The organism is Serratia sp. FDAARGOS_506 (assembly GCF_003812745.1).
Classification (GTDB): Bacteria; Pseudomonadota; Gammaproteobacteria; order Enterobacterales; family Enterobacteriaceae; genus Serratia.
This window is the reverse complement of sequence record NZ_CP033831.1, coordinates 527039-547466: the sequence shown is the minus strand read 5'-3', so window position 1 is coordinate 547466 and position 20428 is coordinate 527039. Positions and strand designations below refer to the sequence as shown.

The following is a 20428-nucleotide window of genomic DNA, read 5'->3' as shown; positions in this document are numbered from 1 at the left end:
CGGGATAATCTCCGTCGCCGCTTGGCACCTGCCGCCCCCGCATGGGGAAAAATAACAGACATGTTGTGGTGATAGATGAGCAATAGCTATCTGGCGTTTCCTAAATTCGATCCGGTCATTTTCTCCATTGGCCCGGTTTCTCTGCATTGGTACGGTCTGATGTACCTGGTCGGCTTCGTTTTTGCCATGTGGCTGGCAGTGCGCCGCGCCAACAAACCGGGCAGCGGCTGGACCAAAGACGAAGTGGAAAACCTGCTCTACGCCGGTTTCCTGGGCGTATTCGTTGGCGGCCGCGTAGGCTATGTGCTGTTCTACAACCTGCCCCTGTTCCTGGATAACCCGCTCTATTTGTTCAAGGTCTGGGATGGCGGCATGTCGTTCCACGGTGGCTTGATGGGGGTGATTCTGGTGATGTTCTGGTTCGCTCGTCGCACCAAACGCACCTTCTTCCAGGTTTCCGATTTCATCGCGCCATTGATCCCGTTCGGCCTGGGCGCCGGCCGCCTCGGCAACTTCATCAACGGTGAACTGTGGGGCCGTGTGACCACCGATACCCCTTGGGCGATGCTGTTCCCAAGCTCGCGCAGCGAAGACGTGGCTCTCGCCGCCGCCGATCCTTCTCTGCTGCCGCTGCTGAATCAGTACGGCGTGCTGCCGCGCCACCCGTCGCAGCTGTATGAGCTGCTGCTGGAAGGCGTGGTGCTGTTTATCATTCTGAACCTGTTCATCCGCAAGCCGCGGCCGATGGGCGCAGTATCAGGCCTGTTCCTGATCGGTTATGGTGCATTCCGCATCATCGTTGAAGCGTTCCGCCAGCCGGATGCCCAGCTCGGCCTGTTCGACGGCGTGATCAGCATGGGGCAGATCCTGTCCATCCCGATGGTGGTGGCCGGTGTTATTATGATGATTTGGGCGTACCGTCGTCGCCCGCAGCAACAACTGTCGTGAGGGACAAATGAAACAGTATCTGGATTTGATGAACAAGGTGCTCGCCGAGGGCACCCCTAAAGCCGACCGTACCGGCACTGGCACGTTGTCGATTTTCGGCCACCAGATGCGTTTCAACTTGCAGGAAGGCTTCCCGTTGGTGACCACCAAGAAATGTCACCTGCGTTCGATCATTCATGAGCTGTTATGGTTCCTGAACGGCGATACCAACATCGCCTACCTGCGTGACAACAAGGTCACCATTTGGGACGAGTGGGCCGATGAAAACGGCGATCTTGGCCCGGTGTACGGCAAACAGTGGCGCTCTTGGGGCGCAGCGGATGGCCGTCAGATCGATCAACTGAGCAACGTGCTCCAACAGCTGAAGCAAGATCCGGATTCGCGCCGCATCATCGTTTCCGCCTGGAACGTCGGCGAGCTGGATCAGATGGCGTTGGCGCCGTGCCACGCGTTCTTCCAGTTCTACGTAGCGGACGGCAAGCTCTCTTGCCAGCTGTATCAGCGTTCCTGCGACGTCTTCCTCGGCCTGCCGTTCAACATCGCCAGTTACGCGCTGTTGGTGCACATGATGGCGCAGCAGTGCGATCTGGAAGTGGGCGATTTCGTCTGGACCGGCGGCGATACCCACCTGTACAGCAACCACATGGAACAGACTCAGCTGCAGCTGACGCGTGAACCGCGTCCGTTGCCGAAACTGGTGATCAAACGCAAACCGGCTTCGCTGTTCGATTACCGTTTCGAAGACTTCGAGATCGAAGGTTACGATCCGCATCCGGCCATCAAGGCGCCGGTTGCGATCTGACCTTAACCGCATCACACCAGGGGCGCAGCGATTGCGCCCCTTTTTTTATCCGCATTGCGTACCGCGCCGCATTTTTTTGTCGCCGCCTGCCGTCGTGGAGGAAACATTGCGCAGCTTGCCGCAGCGCTTGCGCATGTGGCTTTACCGCGTTGCTACGGCCCTTACACTGGCGGCATGAACGACAATACTCTCTCGAACATCGATGATCGCCAGCGCGGCATGACGCTGATTGAGCTGTTGGTGGCGATTCTGATCGCCGGCATGCTCACCGGCTGGGGCGTCGGGCAATGGCGCCATCATCAGCAAGCGTTGCGGCTGGAACACACGGCTCAACAGCTGCTGGCGTTTCTACTGCGCTTGCAGGCGGACGCCAACTGGCGTAACCGCACGACGTTACTGTGGTTCAAGAACAGCACGCCCTGGTGTCTGGGCGGTGGCGTGCCGCCGCCGGATTGCGGTTCTGCCGAGGGCTCTGTTTTCTCGCCGTCTTATCGCGACGTCGCGTTGAGCGGCTACACCGGCAAAGAGATTGGGTTTTACGGTTTGCGCAATACCGCGCAGGCGGGGCACATCCTTCTCAGCAACGAGGCAGGCAGCCTGCGGTTGGTGCTGTCCGCCCGAGGCCGGCTGCGTTTGTGCAGCGAAGGGCAACGGGTCAGGGGCATCGCGCTATGTTGACTTGCGAACGCGGGTTTACCTTGCCGGAAGTGATGTTGGCGTTGGTATTCGGTAGCGTGATCGCGCTCGGTGCGGCAAAAACCTACCCACTGTTGCGCCAGCAAAACGTGGCTGTAAGCCAGCATTTCCGGCTGGAATCAACGCTGCGGCAGTTGGCGTTCGGCATTGAGAAAGATCTGCGCCGCGCCGGCTTTTGCGCCGGGCAGTGCGCCGGCCGGCCGCTGCTGATCGGCCAGGCTGCGGGAGAATCGGTGGGCAGCTGCGTTATCGTCGCCTACGACATCGCTCGCAGCGGGCAATGGCTCACTTCGGGCGAGGATGCGGGCTATTTCGGTTACCGGCTGCGCAATGGCGGCTTGGAAGGGCAGCGCGGCGTGAGCCAATGCGATGGCGGCGGCTGGGAGCGGCTGCTCGATCATGACGAAGTGCGCATTGAGCGGTTTCACGTGGCGATAGAGCGGGGCGAGCACGGTTCGACCTTGGCTCGCCTGACGCTGGCGGGGCGCTCCGCCAGCGATGCGCGTATCGGGCGTAGCCTGAACGGGAGCGTCGAAATGGCGGCACTGCCATGAACCGTCGCACTCAGCGAGGCGGTAGCACCCTGGCGGCGGTGGTGTTGCTGTTGGCGTTGGGGCTGATGTTGCTCAATGCTCAACATCGGCAATTGGATAACGCTCTGCTACTGGCCTCCGATCAGCAGCGCTACCTTCAGGCTTACAATCAGGCCGCTTCGGCGCTGAGCTGGGGCATGAGCCAGCAATGGCCGCGCGCCGAGCTGAGTGCGGCGGCCTGGTCATGCAGGCAGCGCGCGGAACTGACGGCCTGCGCTCGGCTGTCTGCCAGAGCGGGCGTCGTGACGGTACGTGGCCTTGGTGAGATGCGTGGCGGTGAACCGCTGTGGCTGTATCAATGGGGCGCCTTTAACGGCGCGGAGGCCACTGGCAAGGTGCAAGCGCAGCCGGGCGGTCGGCTGGATTTTTGCCCCGAGAAAAGGTTGGCCGACTGTGGCGGTTAACGCTCGGGCAGCGCGGATATCCCGCAACGGCTTCAGTCTGCCGGAAGTGTTGGTGGCGGCCTTGTTGTTCTCGGTGTCGCTGCTTGGCTTGTTACAGTATCATCAGGTGCTGTTGCAGTCGTTCCAGCGCCAGTGGCACTACCGGCAAGCATGGGTGCTGGCACATCAGCAGCTAGAGGCGTTCGCCGTCACCGGGCGGCTCGAGGAAGAACCGCTGCTGGAAGGTTGGCGACGCGAGACGGCGCTTGGCGATGTGGATAGTGATTGCCGTCGATTGATGGTCAGAGTACAAACGCCGCAGCGGCAGTGGGCAACGCTGAGCCGCTGGTATTGCACCCGCTTTTAAGCCGGTATGTCTTTTGTTTTAAAGGAGCCTTGATGTTCACGGTTTATCATTCCAATCAGCTGGATTTGTTGAAAACGCTGACCAGCGCGCTGATAGCCAGAGATCCGTTGGCCGATCCTTTTCAACAGGAAGTGGTGCTGGTGCAAAGCCCCGGAATGGCGCAATGGCTGCAGATGCAGCTGGCGGAACAGTTTGGCATCGCCGCCAATGTCGCGTTTCCGCTGCCGGCGACCTTTATTTGGGACATGTTCACCCGGGTGTTGCCGGATATCCCGAAAGAGAGCGCCTTCAGCAAGGACGCCATGACCTGGAAGCTGATGTGGTTGCTGCCGGAGATGCTGACCCAGCCGGCGTTTGCGCCACTGCAGCACTATCTGACCGATGACGGCGACAAGCGCAAGATTCACCAGTTGGCCGGCCGGGTTGCCGACCTGTTCGACCAGTATTTGGTCTATCGCCCGCAGTGGCTGGAGAGCTGGCAGCGCGGCGAGCGCATTGACGGGCTGGCGGAGGCTCAGCAATGGCAGGCGCCGCTTTGGGCGCGGCTGGTGGAGTACACGCGCGAGCTGGGGCAGCCGGAATGGCACCGCGCCAATCTGTACAGCCGCTTTATCCACGCGCTGGAGCAGGCAAAAACGTGCCCGCCCGGTTTACCGCCGCGGGTGTTTATCTGCGGCATCTCGGCGTTGCCGCCGGTCTATCTGGAGGCGCTGCAGGCGCTGGGGCGGCATATCGATATCCACCTGATGTTCACCAACCCCTGTCGCTATTACTGGGGCGACATTCAGGATTACGCCTTTCTGGCTCGTTTGCAGAGCCGCAAGCGCCGTCACTACCACCAGGCTCGTGAGCAGGGGCTGTTCCGCGAGCCGGATGACGCGGCGCGCCTGTTTGACGCCGCAGGCCAGCAGCAGCTCAGCAACCCACTACTGGCCTCCTGGGGCAAGCTGGGGCGCGATCACCTCTATCTGTTGTCGCAGATGGAGGGAGCGCAAGAGGTCGACGCCTTTGTCGATATCCCGGCCGATACCATGCTGCACGCCGTTCAGCGCGATATGCTGGAGCTGGAAGACCATGCGGTGATCGGTATTACCGCGGAAACGCTGGAAAGCAGCTTCAGCAAGCGGCTGCTCGATGAGAACGACCGCTCCCTCAGCCTGCACGCTTGTCACAGCCCGCAGCGGGAAGTGGAAGTTTTACACGATCAACTACTGAGCATGCTGGCACAGGATCCGTCGTTGACGCCGCGTGACATCATCGTGATGGTGGCGGATATCGACAGCTACACGCCTTATATTCAGGCGGTGTTCGGCAATGCCCCCGCCGAGCGCTACCTGCCGTTTGCCATTTCCGACCGTAAAGCGCGCCAGGCGCATCCGGCGCTGCAGGCGTTCATTTCACTGCTCGATCTGCCGCAAAGCCGCTTTACTTCGGAACAGGTGTTGGCGCTGCTGGAGGTGCCGGCATTGGCCGCCCGTTTCGCCATTGGCGAAGAGGGGCTGCGCCTGTTGCGTCATTGGGTCGGTGAATCCGGCGTGCGCTGGGGCCTGGACGACGATAACGTGCGTGAACTGGATCTGCCCGCCACCGGCCAACATACCTGGCGCTTCGGCATTACGCGCATGCTGCTCGGCTACGCGATGGACAGCAATGCCGGCGATTGGCAGGGCATTTTACCTTACGATGAATCGAGCGGGTTGGTCGCCGAGTTGGCGGGGCAGTTGGCGGATCTGCTGGCGCAGCTCAGCCACTGGCGGCAAGTCTTGAGCGAAGCCCGCCCGCTCGAGGCGTGGCTGCCGCTGTGCCGGCAACTGCTCGATGCCTTCTTCGCTGCGGACAGCGACACCGAAGTCGTGCTGGCGCTGATCGAACAGCAGTGGCAGCAGGCCATCAATTTTGGCCTGGCGGCGCGCTATCCCGATGCGGTGCCATTGACCATTCTGCGCGACGATCTGGCGGCACGTCTCGATCAGGAGCGTATTAGCCAGCGCTTCCTCGCCGGGCAAATCAACTTCTGTACATTGATGCCGATGCGTTCCATTCCGTTCAAGGTAGTGTGCCTGCTGGGTATGAACGACGGCGTGTATCCACGCACGCTGCCGCCGCTGGGCTTCGATCTGATGGCGCAGCAGGTAAAACGCGGCGACCGTAGCCGTCGCGATGACGACCGTTATCTATTCCTGGAAGCGATTCTGTCCGCTCAGCAGAAGCTGTATATCAGCTTCATCGGCCGTTCCATCCAGGACAACAGCCCGCGCTACCCTTCGGTGCTGGTCACCGAGCTGCTGGAGTACCTGGAGCAAAGCTATTGCCTGCCGGGAGATGAGGAACTTAGCGCAGACGACAGCGCCCGGCGGGTTGGTGAGCACTTGCTGAAGTGGCACGCGCGCATGCCGTTCGCCGCCGAGAATTTCTTGCCGGGCTCGGAGGAGCAAAGCTATGCCGCCGAGTGGTTGCCCGCCGCTGATGGCCGCGGTGCGGCGCATCCGGCGTTCAACCAGCCGCTGCCGGCCGAAGCGCTGCAGCAAATATCGTTGGATGAGCTGCTGCGGTTTTACCGCCATCCGATTCGCGCGTTTTTCCAACTGCGGTTGGGCGTCAGTTTTATCCTGGAAGAGACCGAGCTGCCGGACGAAGAGCCTTTCACGCTGGATAACCTCAGCCGCTATCAGTTCAACAGCCAACTGCTGAATACGCTGATAGACGGCGACGATCCCGAACGATTGTTCCAGCGGGTGCGCGCCGCCGGCGGCTTGCCCTATGGCGCTTTCGGCGAAATCTATTGGCAAAAGCAGCAGGAAGAGATGAGCGAACTGGCCGAGCAGGTGAGCGCGGAACGCACAGAGAGCCATAGCCTGGAGCTGGATATCGATATCGCCGGCGTGCGCCTCAGCGGCTGGCTGCATCAGGTACAGGATGACGGCCTGTTGCGCTGGCGGCCCGCTACGCTGTCGGCGGTGGACGGCATATTGCTGTGGTTGGAGCATTTGGTGTATTGCTGTGCCGGCGGCACCGGCGAGAGCCGCATGTATGGCCGCAAGAACTCTGCCTGGCGCTTTGCCGCATTGGCGCCTGATGAGGCGCAGGCGCAACTGGCAGAACTGTTGGCTGGCTATCAGCGCGGCCTGTGTGAGCCGCTGCTGTTGCTGAATAAGAGTGGCTGGGCATGGCTGAGCCAGTGCTATCTGCCGGAAACGCAGGAAATAGACTGGGCGGAAGAAGCACAAACCAAGGCTCGAGCCAAACTGCTGCAGGCCTGGCAGGGCGATCAGCGGATTCCCGGAGAAGGGGAAGATCCCTACGTGCAGCGAGTGTTCCGTCAGTTAGACAATGAGTACCTGGCGCAAATACTGGCTGAAACAGAGCGTTATCTGCTACCGGTGGCGCGGCATAACCAGGGGTAACAATCCCCCGGTGGTGCTGTGTGGCGGGAGGTGGTAAAAATAACGAAGGTTATATTCAACCATTGGGGTAATTCCCGGTCTTACATAACGTACAGGTATATGCTCGCCGTTTTTCGAGCCGCTATATTGGCGGAGAACCCGGCGAGTAAAGATTTGGTTATGTGGTTTTGATGCACGTCGCCAACGTCAGGGAGTGGGCGTAGCGACGTCAGAATAGGGGTTCATTTTGGATATGCGCAGACAGTTGGCCCGTATCACCGGGCTGGTATTATTGGCTATGTGTTGGGCACCGTTGAGTTGGGCCGCGCAAGGATGGCAACCGCTGGCGGAGAAGATCAACAAGAGCGAACACGATCCGCGTCAGTATGAAGCGATCAAGTTGGCTAACGGCATGACGGTGTTGCTGGTGTCTGATACCCAGGCACCGAAATCGCTGGCGGCGCTGGCATTGCCGGTCGGGTCGCTCGAAGATCCGAACAGCCAACTGGGCTTGGCGCACTATCTGGAGCATATGGTGCTGATGGGCTCCAAACGTTATCCAGAGCCGGAGAACCTGTCCGAATTCCTGAAAAAGCACGGTGGCAGCCACAACGCCAGCACGGCTTCTTATCGCACCGCCTTCTATCTGGAAGTGGAAAATGACGCGCTGGAGCCGGCGGTCGATCGCATGGCCGACGCCATTGCCGAGCCGCTGCTGGATCCGGGCAATGCCGATCGTGAGCGCAATGCGGTGAACGCCGAATTGACGATGGCGCGTTCGCGCGACGGCATGCGTATGGCGCAGGTCGGCGCGGAAACCCTTAACCCGGCGCATCCGAGCGCGCGCTTTTCCGGCGGCAATCTCGATACGCTGAAAGACAAGCCGGCCAGCAAGCTGCACGATGAGCTGACCGCCTTCTATAAACGCTACTACTCCGCCAACCTGATGATGGGCGTTTTGTACGGCAATCAGCCGTTGCCGCAGCTGGCTGATATTGCGGCGAAAACCTTTGGCCGCGTGCCGAATCACGACGCCAGCGTGCCGCCGATCACCGTGCCGGCCGTGACGCCGGAACAGCAGGGCATCATCATTCACTATGTGCCGGCGCAGCCGCGCAAGCAGCTGAAGGTCGAGTTCCGCATCGATAACAACAGCGCCGCGTTTCGCAGTAAAACCGATACCTACATCAGCTACCTGATCGGCAACCGCAGCAAGAACACCCTGTCTGACTGGCTGCAGAAGCAGGGGCTGGCGGACGCCATCAATGCCGGCGCCGATCCGATGGTCGATCGCAACGGCGGCGTCTTCGCCATCAGCGTCTCCCTGACCGACAAAGGCCTGGCCCAGCGCGACGAAGTCGTCGCCGCCATTTTCAACTACCTGAAAATGCTGCGCAGCGAAGGCATCAAACAGAGCTATTTCGATGAGATCTCGCATGTTCTGAATCTGGATTTCCGTTATCCGTCGATCACGCGTGACATGGACTACATCGAATGGCTGGTGGACACCATGCTGCGCGTGCCGGTTGAGCATGCGCTGGACGCGCCTTACCTGGCCGACCGCTATGATCCTAAGGCGATCGCCGAACGCCTGGATGCCATGACGCCGCAAAACGCGCGCATCTGGTTCGTCAGCCCGGATGAACCGCACAACAAGACGGCCTATTTCGTTAACGCGCCTTACCAGGTCGACAAAATCACGCCGCAGCGCTTTACGCAGTGGCAGCAGTTGGCGAGCGGTATTTCCCTGTCGTTGCCGGCGCTCAACCCGTATATCCCGGATGACTTTACTCTGACCAAGCCGTCGCACGAGTTCAAAAAGCCGGAAATGGTGGTGGATAAACCTGGCCTGCGCGTGCTGTACATGCCGAGCCGTTACTTCGCCGACGAGCCGAAGGCCGACGTCACCGTTGCTTTCCGCAACGCCAAGACCATGGATTCCGCGCGTAACCAGGTGCTGTTCTCGCTGACGGATTATCTGGCCGGCCTTGCGCTGGATCAGCTGAGCTATCAAGCATCGGTCGGCGGGCTGAGCTTCTCGACCTCGCCGAACAACGGCCTGATGTTTAACGCCAACGGTTTTACCCAGCGTTTGCCGCAGTTGCTGACGGCGCTGATCGAGGGCTATTCCAGCTTCACGCCGACGGAAGATCAGCTTGCGCAGGCCAAATCCTGGTATCTGGAGCAGTTGGACGCTGCCGAGAAGGGCAAGGCGTTCGAGCTGGCCATTCAGCCGGTGCAAATGGTTTCTCGCGTGCCGTATTCCGAACGCAGCGAGCGCCGCGAAGTGCTGAAAACGTTGACGCTGAAAGACGTGCTGGCCTATCGCGACAGCCTGCTGGCCGAGGCCACGCCGGAGCTGCTGGTGGTGGGCAACATGAGCAAGCAGCAGGTCGACACGTTGGCATCGACGCTGAAACATCGCCTGGGCTGTACCGGCATCGAATGGTGGCACGGCGAAGATGTGGTGGTAGACAAGAATCAGCTGGCCAACCTGCAACAGGTGGGTAGCAGCACCGACTCGGCGCTGGCGGCGGTCTATGTGCCGACCGGCTATGACGAAGTGACCGGCATGGCCTACAGCTCGCTGCTGGGGCAGATTATTCAGCCGTGGTTCTACAGCCAGCTGCGTACTCAGGAACAATTGGGGTATGCGGTCTTCGCCTTCCCGATATCGGTGGGGCGCCAGTGGGGCGTGGGCTTCCTGTTGCAGAGCAACAGCAAGCAGCCGGCCTATCTGTACCAGCGCTATCAGGATTTCTACCCGAAAACCGAGAAGCGTCTGCGCGACATGAGCGAGGCGGACTTTGAGCAGTACAAACAGGCACTCATCAATGAGTTGAAGCAGCGGCCGCAAACCCTGAGCGAAGAGGCCAGCCGGTTCGCCAACGATTTCGATCGCGGCAATTTCGCCTTCGATACTCGTCAAAAGCTGATTGCGCAGGTGCAACAGCTGACGCCGGCCAAACTGGCGGATTATTTCCACCAGGCGGTGATCCAGCCACAGGGGCTGGCGGTGCTGTCGCAGGTTAGCGGCAGCGGGCAAGACAAAGCGGATTACGCGGCGCCTAAGGACTGGGTCACTTATCCGAACGCGTCTGCATTGCAGCAGATCCTGCCGCGCAAAGTGGCGACGCCATGACGGAAACTGCCCCGCAGAGGCTGGAGCCGCTGACGCTGCCGCTGTTCGGCGAACGCCTGATAGAAGCGTCGGCGGGCACCGGCAAAACCTTTACCATCGGCGCGCTGTACCTGCGTTTGCTGCTGGGATTGGGCGGTGAAGCGGCGTTTCCCCGCCCGTTGACGGTTGAAGAAATCCTGGTGGTGACCTTTACCGAGGCCGCCACCGAGGAGCTGCGCGGGCGTATCCGCGACAATATCCACGGACTGCGCATCGCTTGCGTGCGCGGTGTCAGCGTCAACCCGCTGTTTTCGGCGCTGATGGCTGAAATTGACGATTTGACCGACGCCGCCTCGCAGCTGCTGGCGGCAGAGCGGCAGATGGACGAAGCGGCGATTTACACTATCCACGGCTTTTGCCAACGAATGCTGACGCACAACGCCTTCGAGTCCGGCATGCTGTTTGAACAAACGCTGGTGCAGGATGAGCTGCCGCTGCGGCGGCAGGCCTGTGCGGATTTCTGGCGTCGCCACTGCTATCCGTTGCCGCTGGGCGTCGCGCGCGCGGTCAGCCAAGAGTGGAGCGGCCCGGAAGCGTTGCTGGCCGATCTCTCCGGCTATCTGCACGGTGAAGCGCCGGCGCTGCGCCGGCCGCCGAAAGAGGAAGAAACCGTTCTGATGCGCCACGAGCAGATTGTCGCGCGCATCGATGCCATCAAGGCGCAATGGCGGGCGGCGGCGGGTGAGCTGGAGGCGTTGATCGCCCAGTCCGGCGTCGATAAACGCAGTTACAGCAGCAAACACCTGCCGAACTGGCTGAACAAGGTCGGCGAATGGAGCGGGTTGGAGACTCAGGACTACCAGCTGCCGAAGGAGCTGGATAAATTTCGCCAGTCGGTGCTGCTGGAGAAGACCAAGAAAGGCGAACCGCCGCGGCATGCGCTGTTCACGGCGATCGACGAGTTGTTCGATGAACCGTTGACGCTGCGCGACCTGATCATGGCGCGCGCGCTCAGTGAGATTCGCACCTCCATTCAACAAGAAAAGCGCCAACGCGCCGAGCTGGGGTTTGACGACCTGCTCAGCCGGCTGGACGGCGCCCTGCAAAGCGGCGGTGGTGAACAGCTGGCGCAGGCGATCCGCCAGCGCTACCCGGTGGCGATGATCGATGAGTTCCAGGATACCGATCCGCAACAATATCGCATCTTTCAAAAACTTTACGTCGGCCGGCCCGATTGCGGCCTGCTGCTGATCGGCGATCCCAAGCAGGCGATTTACGCCTTCCGCGGCGCTGATATCTTTACCTATATGCGGGCGCGTTCAGAGGTGAGCGCCCACTATACGCTGGAGACCAACTGGCGCTCGTCGCCGTCGATGGTCGCCAGCGTCAATCACCTGTTTTCTCAGGTAGAAAAGCCTTTCCTGTTCGGCCAAATCCCCTTTATTGAGGTTAACGCGGCGGAAAAGAACCAAGGGCTGGCGTTTGATCTGCACGGCAAGCCGCAACCGGCGATGCAGTTCTGGCTGCAGCAGGGGGAAGGCGCCGGTGTAAGTGATTACCAACAGGTGATGGCGCGCCTGTGCGCCACGCAAATTCGCGACTGGCTCAGCGCTGGGCAGCAGGGCCAGGCGTGGCTGCATGTTGGCAAGGAGCCACGGCCGGTACAAGCTTCCGATATCACGGTGCTGGTGCGCAGCCGCAATGAGGCGGCGTTGGTGCGCGATGCGCTGAGCGCGCTTTCTATTCCGTCGGTCTACCTGTCCAACCGCGACAGCGTGTTCGACACCCCGGAGGCCAAAGATCTGCTGTGGTTACTGCAGGCAGTGTTGGCGCCGGAACAGGAGCGCACGCTGCGCAGCGCCATGGCCACCGGGCTGATGGGGTTGGACGCGCCGACGCTGGACGGCCTGAGCCGCGATGAGCGCGCCTGGGACGCGCTGGTTAACGAGTTCGACTACTACCGCACGCTCTGGCTGCGCCGCGGCGTGTTGCCGATGCTGAGCGAGGTGATGAAAGCGCGCCAGCTGGCGGAGAACCTGCTGGCCAGCGCCGGCGGCGAGCGTCGATTGACCGACGTGCTGCACCTGGGGGAGCTGTTGCAGGAGGCGGCGGCGCAGCTCGACAGCGAACATGCGCTGGTGCGCTGGCTGGCGCAGCAGATTGCCCAGCCTAATCGCCAGTCCGATAATCAGCAGCTGCGACTGGAGAGTGACCGGCATCTGGTGCAGGTGATCACCATCCACAAGTCCAAGGGGCTGGAATTCGATCTGGTGTGGCTGCCGTTCGTCGGCAATTTCCGCCAGCAGCAACAGGCGCTGTATCACGATCGCCACAGCTTCCAGGCATTGCTGGATCTCGACGCCAATGAAGAGAGCCAGGCTTGGGCAGAGGAGGAGCGGTTGGCGGAAGACTTGCGCCTGCTGTACGTGGCGCTGACCCGTTCGGTGTACCACTGCAGCATCGGCATCGCACCGTTGTTCCAGGGTACGCGCAAGAAACAGGGCGATACCGATCTGCACCGCAGCGCATTGGGTTATCTGGTGCAGGGCGGGCGGGCCGGCGACGCCGTGTATCTGCAGGAGCGGTTGCAGCAATTGGCGGGCGGCGGCATCGCGCTGTCTCTGGTGGAACCGCCGGACGAGTCGCCCTGGCAGCCCCAGGCGGCACTGGCTGAAGCGCTGGCGGCGAAAAGTTTTACCCGGCGGATCCAGGATTTTTGGCGAGTGACCAGCTATACCGGTTTGCAGCAGCACGGCGCGAGCCTGATGCAGGATCTGCTGCCGCGTTTGGATGTCGACGCTGCGGGCGAGCGCGGGGAAGAAAGTGAGCCAGCGCTTACACCACATACCTTCCCGCGCGGCGCAACGCCCGGCACCTTCCTGCACAGCCTGTTTGAAACGCTGGACTTCACCCAGCCGCTCGACGAACAGTGGCTGCTGGAACAGCTGCAGCAGCAAGGGTTCGCCGAACATTGGCAGCCGATTTTGCTGGCGTGGATGCAGGTATTGCTCAATACGTCGCTCGATGACAGCGGCGTGACGCTGGCGGCGCTGGCACCGCAGCACAAGCAGGCCGAGCTGCAGTTCTATTTGCCGATCAACCGGCTGTTGCAGGCGAAGGAGCTCGATGCCCTGGTGAAGCGTTACGATCCGCTTTCCGCCCGCTGTCCGGCGCTGGATTTTCATCAGGTGCAGGGCATGCTGAAAGGCTTTATCGACCTGGTGTTCTGTTGGCAGGGCAAATACTACCTGCTGGACTACAAGTCCAACTGGCTGGGGGAAGACAGCAGCGCCTATACCCAGCCGGCGATGGAGCAGGCGATGGCGGAGCATCGTTACGATCTGCAATACCAGCTGTATACGCTGGCGCTGCATCGTTATCTGCGTCATCGGTTGCCGGATTACGATTATCGGCGCCATTTTGGCGGGGTGATTTATCTGTTCCTGCGCGGTGTGGATGCAGCGCACCCGGGCAACGGCATTTTCACCTGTCTCCCCGAGTTTGAGTTGGTGGAAGGGATGGATCGCTTGTTCAGCGGCGAAGCTGCGGTGACGGAGGAAGGATCATGATCGCACTGCTGGAGCAGGCTGTGGCGCTTGGCGCGCTGCGCCCGCTGGACGTGCAGTTCGCCCGCGTGGTGGCGAACGACGACGAGCCCGATATTTTGTTGGCCGCCGCCTGCCTGAGCGCAGAGGCGGGGGCCGGTCACGTTTGCCTGATGCTGGAACAACTGCAGGCTGACACGCTGTTTGAAGGGCGCCAGCCGGCGTTGGCGCTGGCGGCGTGGGAGGCGGCCGGGCGGCCGGATAGCGCGCATTGGCAACGGCGCCTGGCGGCCAGCGCGGCGGTCGGGGACGGCAGCGGCGCTACGCCGCTGGTGCTGCGCGGGCCGCGCCTGTATCTGCAACGCATGTGGCAAAACGAAGGTGAAGTGGCGGCGTTTATCGGCGGCGAAGGCGAGTCACTGGCGGTGCCGGAGGCTGAGCTGCGTACTATTCTCGACCGTTTGTTCGGCGCGGCAAGCGGCGAACCCGATTGGCAGAAAATCGCCGCCGCGGTGGCCGCCACGCGGCGCATCGCGGTGATTTCCGGTGGGCCTGGTACCGGTAAAACTACCACCGTCGCCAAACTGTTGGCGGCGCTGGTGCAGCTGGATGAAAGCGCGCGTTTGCGTATCCAACTGGCGGCACCGACCGGCAAGGCGGCGGCGCGCCTGACGGAGTCGCTTGGCAGCGCCAGCCGTCAGTTGTCGCTGACCCCGGCTCAGCAAGCGCTGTTCCCGACAGAGGCGGCGACGTTGCACCGTCTGTTGGGGGCGCAACCGAACAGTCAGCGCATGCGCTATCACCGTGGCAACCGGCTGCATTTGGATGTGCTGGTGGTGGATGAGGCCTCGATGGTCGACCTGCCGATGATGGCACGCCTGATTGCCGCGCTGCCCGATCGGGCGCGGGTGATTTTCCTCGGCGACCGCGATCAGTTGGCCTCGGTGGAGGCCGGCGCGGTGCTGGGCGATATTTGCCGTTTTGCCGAGCAGGGATACAGCGATGCGCGTGCCGCAGAGCTGAGCCGCCTGACCGGCTGTTCGCTCGCTGGGCAGCAGGCCGACGCGGAAGCAACGGTGCGTGACAGCCTGTGTCTGCTGCGCAAGAGCTATCGCTTTGACGCCCGCTCCGGCATCGGTCAGTTGGCGTTGGCGGTCAACGCCGGTGCGGGGGATCGTGCGCTAATGGCCTTGAACGGCAGTTTCGGCGATGTCGCGGGCTATGCGCTGGCGACGAGCGAAGAGTATCAGGCGCTGTTGGATGTCTGCGTGGCGGGCTATCGCGACTATCTGCGGCTCACCGCCGAAGGCGCGGACGCGGTGGCGGTGCTGGCGGCCTTTGGCCGTTTTCAGGTGCTGTGTGCGCTGCGTGAAGGGCCGTTCGGCGTTGCCGGCCTGAATGAACGTATTGAGCTCGGGCTACAGCGCGCCGGTTTGATTGAGCGTAAGCCGGGTGTACTGGGCCGCTGGTACCAAGGGCGGCCGGTGATGATCGGCCGCAATGACAGCGCGCTGGGGCTGTTCAATGGGGATATAGGCATTACGCTGCCGGATGAGCACGGCGATCTGCGCGTGCATTTCCAACTGCCGGACGGCAGCATCAAGTCGGTGCAGCCAAGCCGTTTGCCGGCGCATGAAACCGCGTATGCCATGACGGTGCACAAGTCCCAGGGCTCGGAGTTTGACCATACGGTTCTGGTGTTGCCGAACCATTTCCTGCCGGTGCTGACGCGTGAATTGGTCTATACCGCGATTACTCGCGCACGTAAGCAGCTTTCGCTGTATGCCACAGAGGCGGTGCTGCTGCGGGCCATTCGCACGCCGACCCAGCGCCGCAGCGGATTGGCTGAGCGGTTGCAGGTGACGGAATAAACGGGAAGGAGCGCGGCAACGGCCGCGCCCGCGTGAATTACAGGTCTGCCAGCAGGATTTTGGAGCGGCGCTGGTAGTTGTACAGCGCCTGCTTTTGCATCGGCAGCACGTCGACTTCCGCCGGGGTGAAGCCACGCTCCTGGAACCAGTGGATGCTGCGGGTGGTCAGCACGAACAGCTTCTTCAGCCCCATCTGCCGCGCCTGATTTTCCACCCGCTGCAGCAGCATCTCGCCGCGCGAAGAACTGCGGTAATCGGGATGCACCGCCACGCAGGCCATCTCACCGATTTTTTCCTCTAAGAACGGGTACAGCGCCGCGCAGGCGATGGTCAGGTTGTCGCGTTCGATAATGGTGAACTTGTCGATCTCCATCTCCAGCTGTTCACGCGAACGGCGCACCAGAATACCCTGCTGCTCGAGCGGCCGAATCAGTTCCAGGATGCCGCCGATATCGTTGATCGTCGCACGGCGCACCTGTTCGGCGCTCTCCATCACGATTTGGGTGCCGATGCCGTCGCGCGAGAACAGTTCCTGCACCAGCGCACCGTCCTCTTGGTAGCTGATCAGGTGGCTGCGGCGCACGCCGCTGCGGCAGCCTTTCACCGCGCCGCGCAGGAAGCGCACGGTGCCGGAATGGTAGTCGCCGCCTTCCTCGAGCTCTTCAAGGCGCTTTTGTGCGTCGTTGGGGAACAGCTCGGAAAGGATGTTGCCTTCCGCGTCGGTCACGCCCTGCGAGGAGCAGAAACCGATCATTTTTTCCGCTTTCAGCTTGATCGCCAGCTGGGTAGCCACCTCTTCCGAGGTCAGGTTGAAGCTCTCGCCGGTGACTGAAACCGCGACCGGACCGATCAGCACGATGGCGTTGCTGTCGAGCTGGCGGTGGATCGCGTCTTCATCGATGCGGCGAATGCGGCCACTGTGGCAGTAGTCGATGCCGTCATCGACGCCCAGAGGCTGCGCGATGATGAAGTTGCCGCTGACCACGTTGATATGCGCACCTTGTAGCGGCGTGTTGTTGAGGCTCATCGACAGCCGGGCGGTGATATCGAGCTGCAACAAACCGGCGGCCTGCTTGACCAGCTCAAGCGTATGGGCGTCGGTTACGCGGGTGTGCTTGTGGTAAATCGGCTCATAGTTATGCTGCGCCAGATTGGCGTCGATCTGCGGCCGCGCGCCGTAAACCACCACCAGGCGAATGCCCAGGCTATGCAGCAGCCCGATGTCGTTGACGATGTTGGAGAAATTCTCGTGTTCGATGGCTTCCCCGCCGAGCATGATGACAAACGTCTTGCCGCGGTGGGCATTGATATAGGGGACTGAGTGACGGAATCCTTGCACCAGCTCTGTACTACGTTCCTTCACGACAAACCTCTTTTGCATATTTATACGGTATTTTTGTATTTTTATTCTTTTATTGCGCCAATGGCAAGCGAGAAATCGTCATGAAGAGTGTGCTAAGGGTGCTAAATCGTTAATAAATTGAAAAACCATAAAAAGATTTTCTGATGACAGGGCTGGAATGATTGGTTAAAGTTTTCGGCATCCCCATTTTATTGGTGTTTTTTTCATCTGTTGTAAACAGCTATTACTGCCGGAGCCGCATGCCAAACTCTAATCACAATCTGGGCCGCCGTCGTTTATTACAGGGCGTTGCCGCCAGCTGGTTGCTGAGTGTGAGTCGTACGGGCTTCGCCGCATCATCGCACGTGATCGCCGTGCGCGTCTGGCCATCTTCTACCTATACCCGCGTCACGCTGGAATCCAATGTCGAGCTGAAATACAAGCAGTTTGCGCTGACCAATCCCGATCGCGTGGTGGTGGACATCGAAGGCGTTCACCTCAACAGCGTGCTGAAAGGCATCGCCGGGCAGGTGCGCGCCGACGACCCTTATCTCAAGCAGGCGCGCGTCGGCCAGTTCGATCAGAATACCGTGCGGTTGGTGCTGGAGCTCAAGCAGAGCGTCAGCCCGCATATTTTCACGTTGGCGCCGGTGCCGGAGTATCGCAACCGTCTGGTGATGGATCTCTACCCGACCAAGGTCGGCAGCGGCGGCGAGGAGTATGATCCGCTACTGGCGTTACTGGAAGATTACAACAAGGGCGATCTGGAGCGTACGCTGCCGCCGGAAGCGCCGCAGGCCGGCAAAGCGGGGCGCGATCGGCCGATCGTCATCATGCTGGATCCCGGCCACGGTGGTGAAGATCCCGGCGCTATCGGCAAGTACAAGACGCGTGAGAAAGACATCGTATTGCAGATTGCCCGCAAGCTGAGCGCCATGATCAAGCGCGAGCCGAACATGAAGGTGTTCATGACGCGCAACGAAGACGTGTTTATCCCGCTCAAGGTGCGCGTCGCCAAGGCGCGCAAGCAGCGCGCGGATCTGTTCGTTTCGATTCACGCCGACGCTTTTACCAGCCGCGCAGCGCGCGGTTCATCGGTGTTCGCGTTGTCTACCAAGGGCGCCACCAGCTCGGCGGCCAAGTTCCTGGCTCAGACGCAGAATGCTTCGGACCAAATCGGGGGCGTCAGCAAGAGCGGCGACCGTTATCTCGACCACACCATGTTCGATCTGATCCAAACCGCGACCATCAACGACAGCCTGAAGTTCGGTAAGGAAGTGTTGAATCGGATGGGGAAAATCAACCGGTTGCACAAGAATCGCGTCGATCAGGCCGGTTTTGCGGTGTTGAAAGCGCCCGATATCCCGTCGATCCTGGTGGAAACGGCATTTATCAGCAACATCGAAGAGGAGCGCAAGCTGCGTACCAGCCATTTCCAGCAGCAGGTGGCGGAGTCGATTCTGGCGGGCATCAAGGCTTATTTCGCCAACGGCGGTGCGCTGGCGAGCCGATAACGGCAGGGCCGGGCGCGAGCCCGGCTATTTTCGCGGATTACAGATACAAAAAAACACCCGTCAGGGTGCTTATCTGTTTTCATCAAGAGTTGGTTGCGGAGGCCGGATTTGAACCGACGACCTTCGGGTTATGAGCCCGACGAGCTACCAGGCTGCTCCACCCCGCGTCCGTCTTGATGCTGTATTACTACGAAACCACCGTTCATATTATGCCGCTGGTACGACATTCGGTTGGTTGCGGGGGCCGGATTTGAACCGACGACCTTCGGGTTATGAGCCCGACGAGCTACCAGGCTGCTCCACCCCGCGTCCGTATAATACTTTGTTATCGAAGCCAAACGCAAATACCGCTAATGCGGCATCGGTTGGTTGCGGGGGCCGGATTTGAACCGACGACCTTCGGGTTATGAGCCCGACGAGCTACCAGGCTGCTCCACCCCGCGTCCGATGGATGCGCACTATACTCTCCATGCGTTTTGTTGCAAACCCTTTTTGCATTTTATTGGCCTAAACCCGTTTTTCTGCTGGATTTGCCCGCAATTTGCCTTCTTTTTCATCACCATCCTCCGTGCGGCTTTTTTTATTTGCAGCGATTCCTTTATCAATGAGCGTTTGTTATCGTTCAGCCGGTAGATCATATCAGTTTGAGAGTGTGTGCGATGAAAGGACGTTGGGGCAAATACCTGCTGGGCGGGTTGGTAGTGGCGGTGTTGGCGGGCTGTTCGTCCAAGCCGACCGATCGGGGTCAGCAATATAAAGACGGCCGTCTGGATCAATCGCTTGAGCTGGTCAATCAGCCCAACGCCAAAGGTTCGCCGGTCAACGCCAAGGACTACTCGGATCAGCTGATGGAGATCAAGTACGCGTCGCCTTCGCTGTTTAACCGCAACAACAGCACCTATCAGGCGGTGCAAAGCTGGATGGCGTCCGGCGCCGACACGCGCATGCTGAGCCAGTACGGCCTCAGTGCTTACCAGATGGAAGGCGTCGACAATTACGGCAACGTGCAGTTTACCGGCTATTACACGCCGGTGGTGCAGGCGCGCTATACCCAACAGGGCGAGTTCCGTTATCCGCTGTACCGCATGCCGCCGAAGGGCAGGGGCCGCTTGCCGGATCGCGCGGGCATCTATTCCGGCGCGCTCGACGATCGCTATATCATCGCTTACACCAACTCGCTGATGGACAACTTCATGATGGAAGTCCAGGGCAGTGGCTATGTCGACTACGGCAACGGCCAGCCGCTGGTGTTCTTCGGCTACGGCGGCAAGAACGGCCACGCCTACCGCAGCATCGGCAAGGTGCTTATCGATCGCGGCGAAGTGGCCAAGGCGGACATGTCGATGCAGGCGATCCGTCAGTGGGCGGATACCCACAGCGCCGCAGAGGTGCGCGAGCTGCTGGAGCAGAACCCGTCGTTCGTGTTCTTCCGCCCGGAAGCTTTTGCGCCGGTGAAAGGCGCCAGCGCGGTGCCGCTGATCGCCAAAGCCTCGGTGGCCTCCGACCGTTCGCTGATCCCGGCGGGCACCACGCTGCTGGCCGAAGTGCCGCTGCTGGACAACAAGGGTAAATTCACGGGAAAATACGAGATGCGCCTGATGGTCGCGCTCGATGTGGGCGGCGCCATCAAGGGCCAGCATTTTGACATGTATCAGGGCATCGGGCCGGAAGCCGGCCACTCGGCGGGGTACTACAACCACTACGGCCGCGTCTGGGTGCTGAAGAACAACGGCGGTGGCCAGCTGTTCAGCGCCAATCAGCCAAACGGCGGCGGTTCGTTGCTGGTCACCCGGTAAACGCATACGGCGTGAAAAGATTGACCCGCAAGGGCCGGATTTTCCGGCCCTTATCATTTGCATTACG

General features: G+C 60.8%; 13 protein-coding genes and 3 tRNA genes. 12 read left to right on the top strand and 4 right to left on the bottom strand.

What is annotated here, in order from left to right; genetic code table 11:
• The first annotated feature begins 75 nt into the window (after window positions 1-75).
• From lgt to recD, 10 genes are all read left to right on the top strand, one after another.
• A complete protein-coding gene (gene lgt, locus EGY12_RS02880) occupies window positions 76-948 on the top strand; it encodes a prolipoprotein diacylglyceryl transferase (RefSeq protein WP_015378920.1) in 873 nt (290 codons plus the stop codon).
• Between the two features lie 7 nt (window positions 949-955).
• Window positions 956-1750, top strand: coding sequence for a thymidylate synthase (gene thyA, locus EGY12_RS02875; RefSeq protein WP_073533029.1), 795 nt, complete (start codon window positions 956-958; stop codon window positions 1748-1750).
• 174 nt (window positions 1751-1924) lie between these two features.
• Window positions 1925-2428 carry a prepilin peptidase-dependent protein gene (locus EGY12_RS02870; protein ID WP_123892504.1) on the top strand — a complete coding sequence of 168 codons (504 nt, stop codon included), beginning with the start codon at window positions 1925-1927 and terminating at the stop codon, window positions 2426-2428.
• Window positions 2422-3000 carry a prepilin peptidase-dependent protein gene (locus tag EGY12_RS02865; RefSeq protein WP_123892503.1) on the top strand — a complete coding sequence of 193 codons (579 nt, stop codon included), beginning with the start codon at window positions 2422-2424 and terminating at the stop codon, window positions 2998-3000. Before EGY12_RS02870 ends, EGY12_RS02865 begins: the two co-directional genes overlap by 7 nt.
• A complete protein-coding gene (locus EGY12_RS02860; RefSeq protein WP_123892502.1) occupies window positions 2997-3443 on the top strand; it encodes a YgdB family protein in 447 nt (148 codons plus the stop codon). The genes EGY12_RS02865 and EGY12_RS02860 overlap by 4 nt, the downstream gene beginning before the upstream one ends.
• Window positions 3433-3789, top strand: coding sequence for a prepilin-type N-terminal cleavage/methylation domain-containing protein (locus tag EGY12_RS02855; protein ID WP_123892501.1), 357 nt, complete (start codon window positions 3433-3435; stop codon window positions 3787-3789). Before EGY12_RS02860 ends, EGY12_RS02855 begins: the two co-directional genes overlap by 11 nt.
• Before the next feature lie 32 nt (window positions 3790-3821).
• Window positions 3822-7193 (top strand): exodeoxyribonuclease V subunit gamma, encoded by a 3372-nt coding sequence (gene recC, locus EGY12_RS02850; protein WP_123892500.1) that lies wholly within the window; start codon window positions 3822-3824, stop codon window positions 7191-7193.
• A 232-nt stretch (window positions 7194-7425) separates the two neighbouring features.
• Window positions 7426-10314, top strand: a complete 2889-nt coding sequence (gene ptrA, locus EGY12_RS02845) for a pitrilysin (RefSeq protein WP_123895545.1) — start codon at window positions 7426-7428, stop codon at window positions 10312-10314.
• On the top strand, window positions 10311-13862 hold the full coding sequence (gene recB / locus EGY12_RS02840; protein WP_123892499.1) for an exodeoxyribonuclease V subunit beta: 3552 nt from the start codon (window positions 10311-10313) through the stop codon (window positions 13860-13862). The genes ptrA and recB overlap by 4 nt, the downstream gene beginning before the upstream one ends.
• Window positions 13859-15709: an exodeoxyribonuclease V subunit alpha gene (recD, locus tag EGY12_RS02835; RefSeq protein WP_123892498.1), complete on the top strand. Its 1851-nt coding sequence runs from the start codon at window positions 13859-13861 to the stop codon at window positions 15707-15709. Before recB ends, recD begins: the two co-directional genes overlap by 4 nt.
• Before the next feature lie 37 nt (window positions 15710-15746).
• Here recD and argA read toward each other — a convergent pair whose 3' ends face one another.
• Window positions 15747-17090 carry an amino-acid N-acetyltransferase gene (argA, locus tag EGY12_RS02830; protein WP_048234611.1) on the bottom strand — a complete coding sequence of 448 codons (1344 nt, stop codon included), beginning with the start codon at window positions 17088-17090 and terminating at the stop codon, window positions 15747-15749.
• 221 nt (window positions 17091-17311) lie between these two features.
• Between argA and amiC the strand changes: the two genes are divergently transcribed.
• Window positions 17312-18565: an N-acetylmuramoyl-L-alanine amidase AmiC gene (gene amiC / locus EGY12_RS02825; protein WP_019455729.1), complete on the top strand. Its 1254-nt coding sequence runs from the start codon at window positions 17312-17314 to the stop codon at window positions 18563-18565.
• A gap of 90 nt (window positions 18566-18655) precedes the next feature.
• Here amiC and EGY12_RS02820 read toward each other — a convergent pair.
• From EGY12_RS02820 to EGY12_RS02810, 3 genes are all read right to left on the bottom strand, one after another.
• A tRNA-Met gene (locus tag EGY12_RS02820) sits at window positions 18656-18732 on the bottom strand.
• A gap of 65 nt (window positions 18733-18797) precedes the next feature.
• A tRNA-Met gene (locus EGY12_RS02815) sits at window positions 18798-18874 on the bottom strand.
• Between the two features lie 57 nt (window positions 18875-18931).
• Window positions 18932-19008 (bottom strand) — tRNA-Met (locus EGY12_RS02810).
• Between the two features lie 216 nt (window positions 19009-19224).
• On the opposite strand from EGY12_RS02810, the gene mltA reads away from it, so the two are divergent.
• Window positions 19225-20361 carry a murein transglycosylase A gene (gene mltA / locus EGY12_RS02805; protein WP_123892497.1) on the top strand — a complete coding sequence of 379 codons (1137 nt, stop codon included), beginning with the start codon at window positions 19225-19227 and terminating at the stop codon, window positions 20359-20361.
• Window positions 20362-20428: the final 67 nt, after the last annotated feature.

Bases quoted from the DNA above. Each gene is read 5' to 3' on its own strand.
- thyA (WP_073533029.1), top strand. From the start codon at position 956: ATGAAACAGTATCTGGATTTGATGAACAAGGTGCTCGCCGAGGGCACC.
- mltA (WP_123892497.1), top strand. From the start codon at position 19,225: ATGAAAGGACGTTGGGGCAAATACCTGCTGGGCGGGTTGGTAGTGGCG.
- amiC (WP_019455729.1), top strand. From the start codon at position 17,312: ATGCCAAACTCTAATCACAATCTGGGCCGCCGTCGTTTATTACAGGGC.
- EGY12_RS02870 (WP_123892504.1), top strand. From the start codon at position 1,925: ATGAACGACAATACTCTCTCGAACATCGATGATCGCCAGCGCGGCATG.
- recD (WP_123892498.1), top strand. From the start codon at position 13,859: ATGATCGCACTGCTGGAGCAGGCTGTGGCGCTTGGCGCGCTGCGCCCG.
- lgt (WP_015378920.1), top strand. From the start codon at position 76: ATGAGCAATAGCTATCTGGCGTTTCCTAAATTCGATCCGGTCATTTTC.
- EGY12_RS02860 (WP_123892502.1), top strand. From the start codon at position 2,997: ATGAACCGTCGCACTCAGCGAGGCGGTAGCACCCTGGCGGCGGTGGTG.
- EGY12_RS02865 (WP_123892503.1), top strand. From the start codon at position 2,422: ATGTTGACTTGCGAACGCGGGTTTACCTTGCCGGAAGTGATGTTGGCG.
- ptrA (WP_123895545.1), top strand. From the start codon at position 7,426: ATGCGCAGACAGTTGGCCCGTATCACCGGGCTGGTATTATTGGCTATG.
- argA (WP_048234611.1), bottom strand. From the start codon at position 17,090: ATGCAAAAGAGGTTTGTCGTGAAGGAACGTAGTACAGAGCTGGTGCAA.
- recC (WP_123892500.1), top strand. From the start codon at position 3,822: ATGTTCACGGTTTATCATTCCAATCAGCTGGATTTGTTGAAAACGCTG.
- recB (WP_123892499.1), top strand. From the start codon at position 10,311: ATGACGGAAACTGCCCCGCAGAGGCTGGAGCCGCTGACGCTGCCGCTG.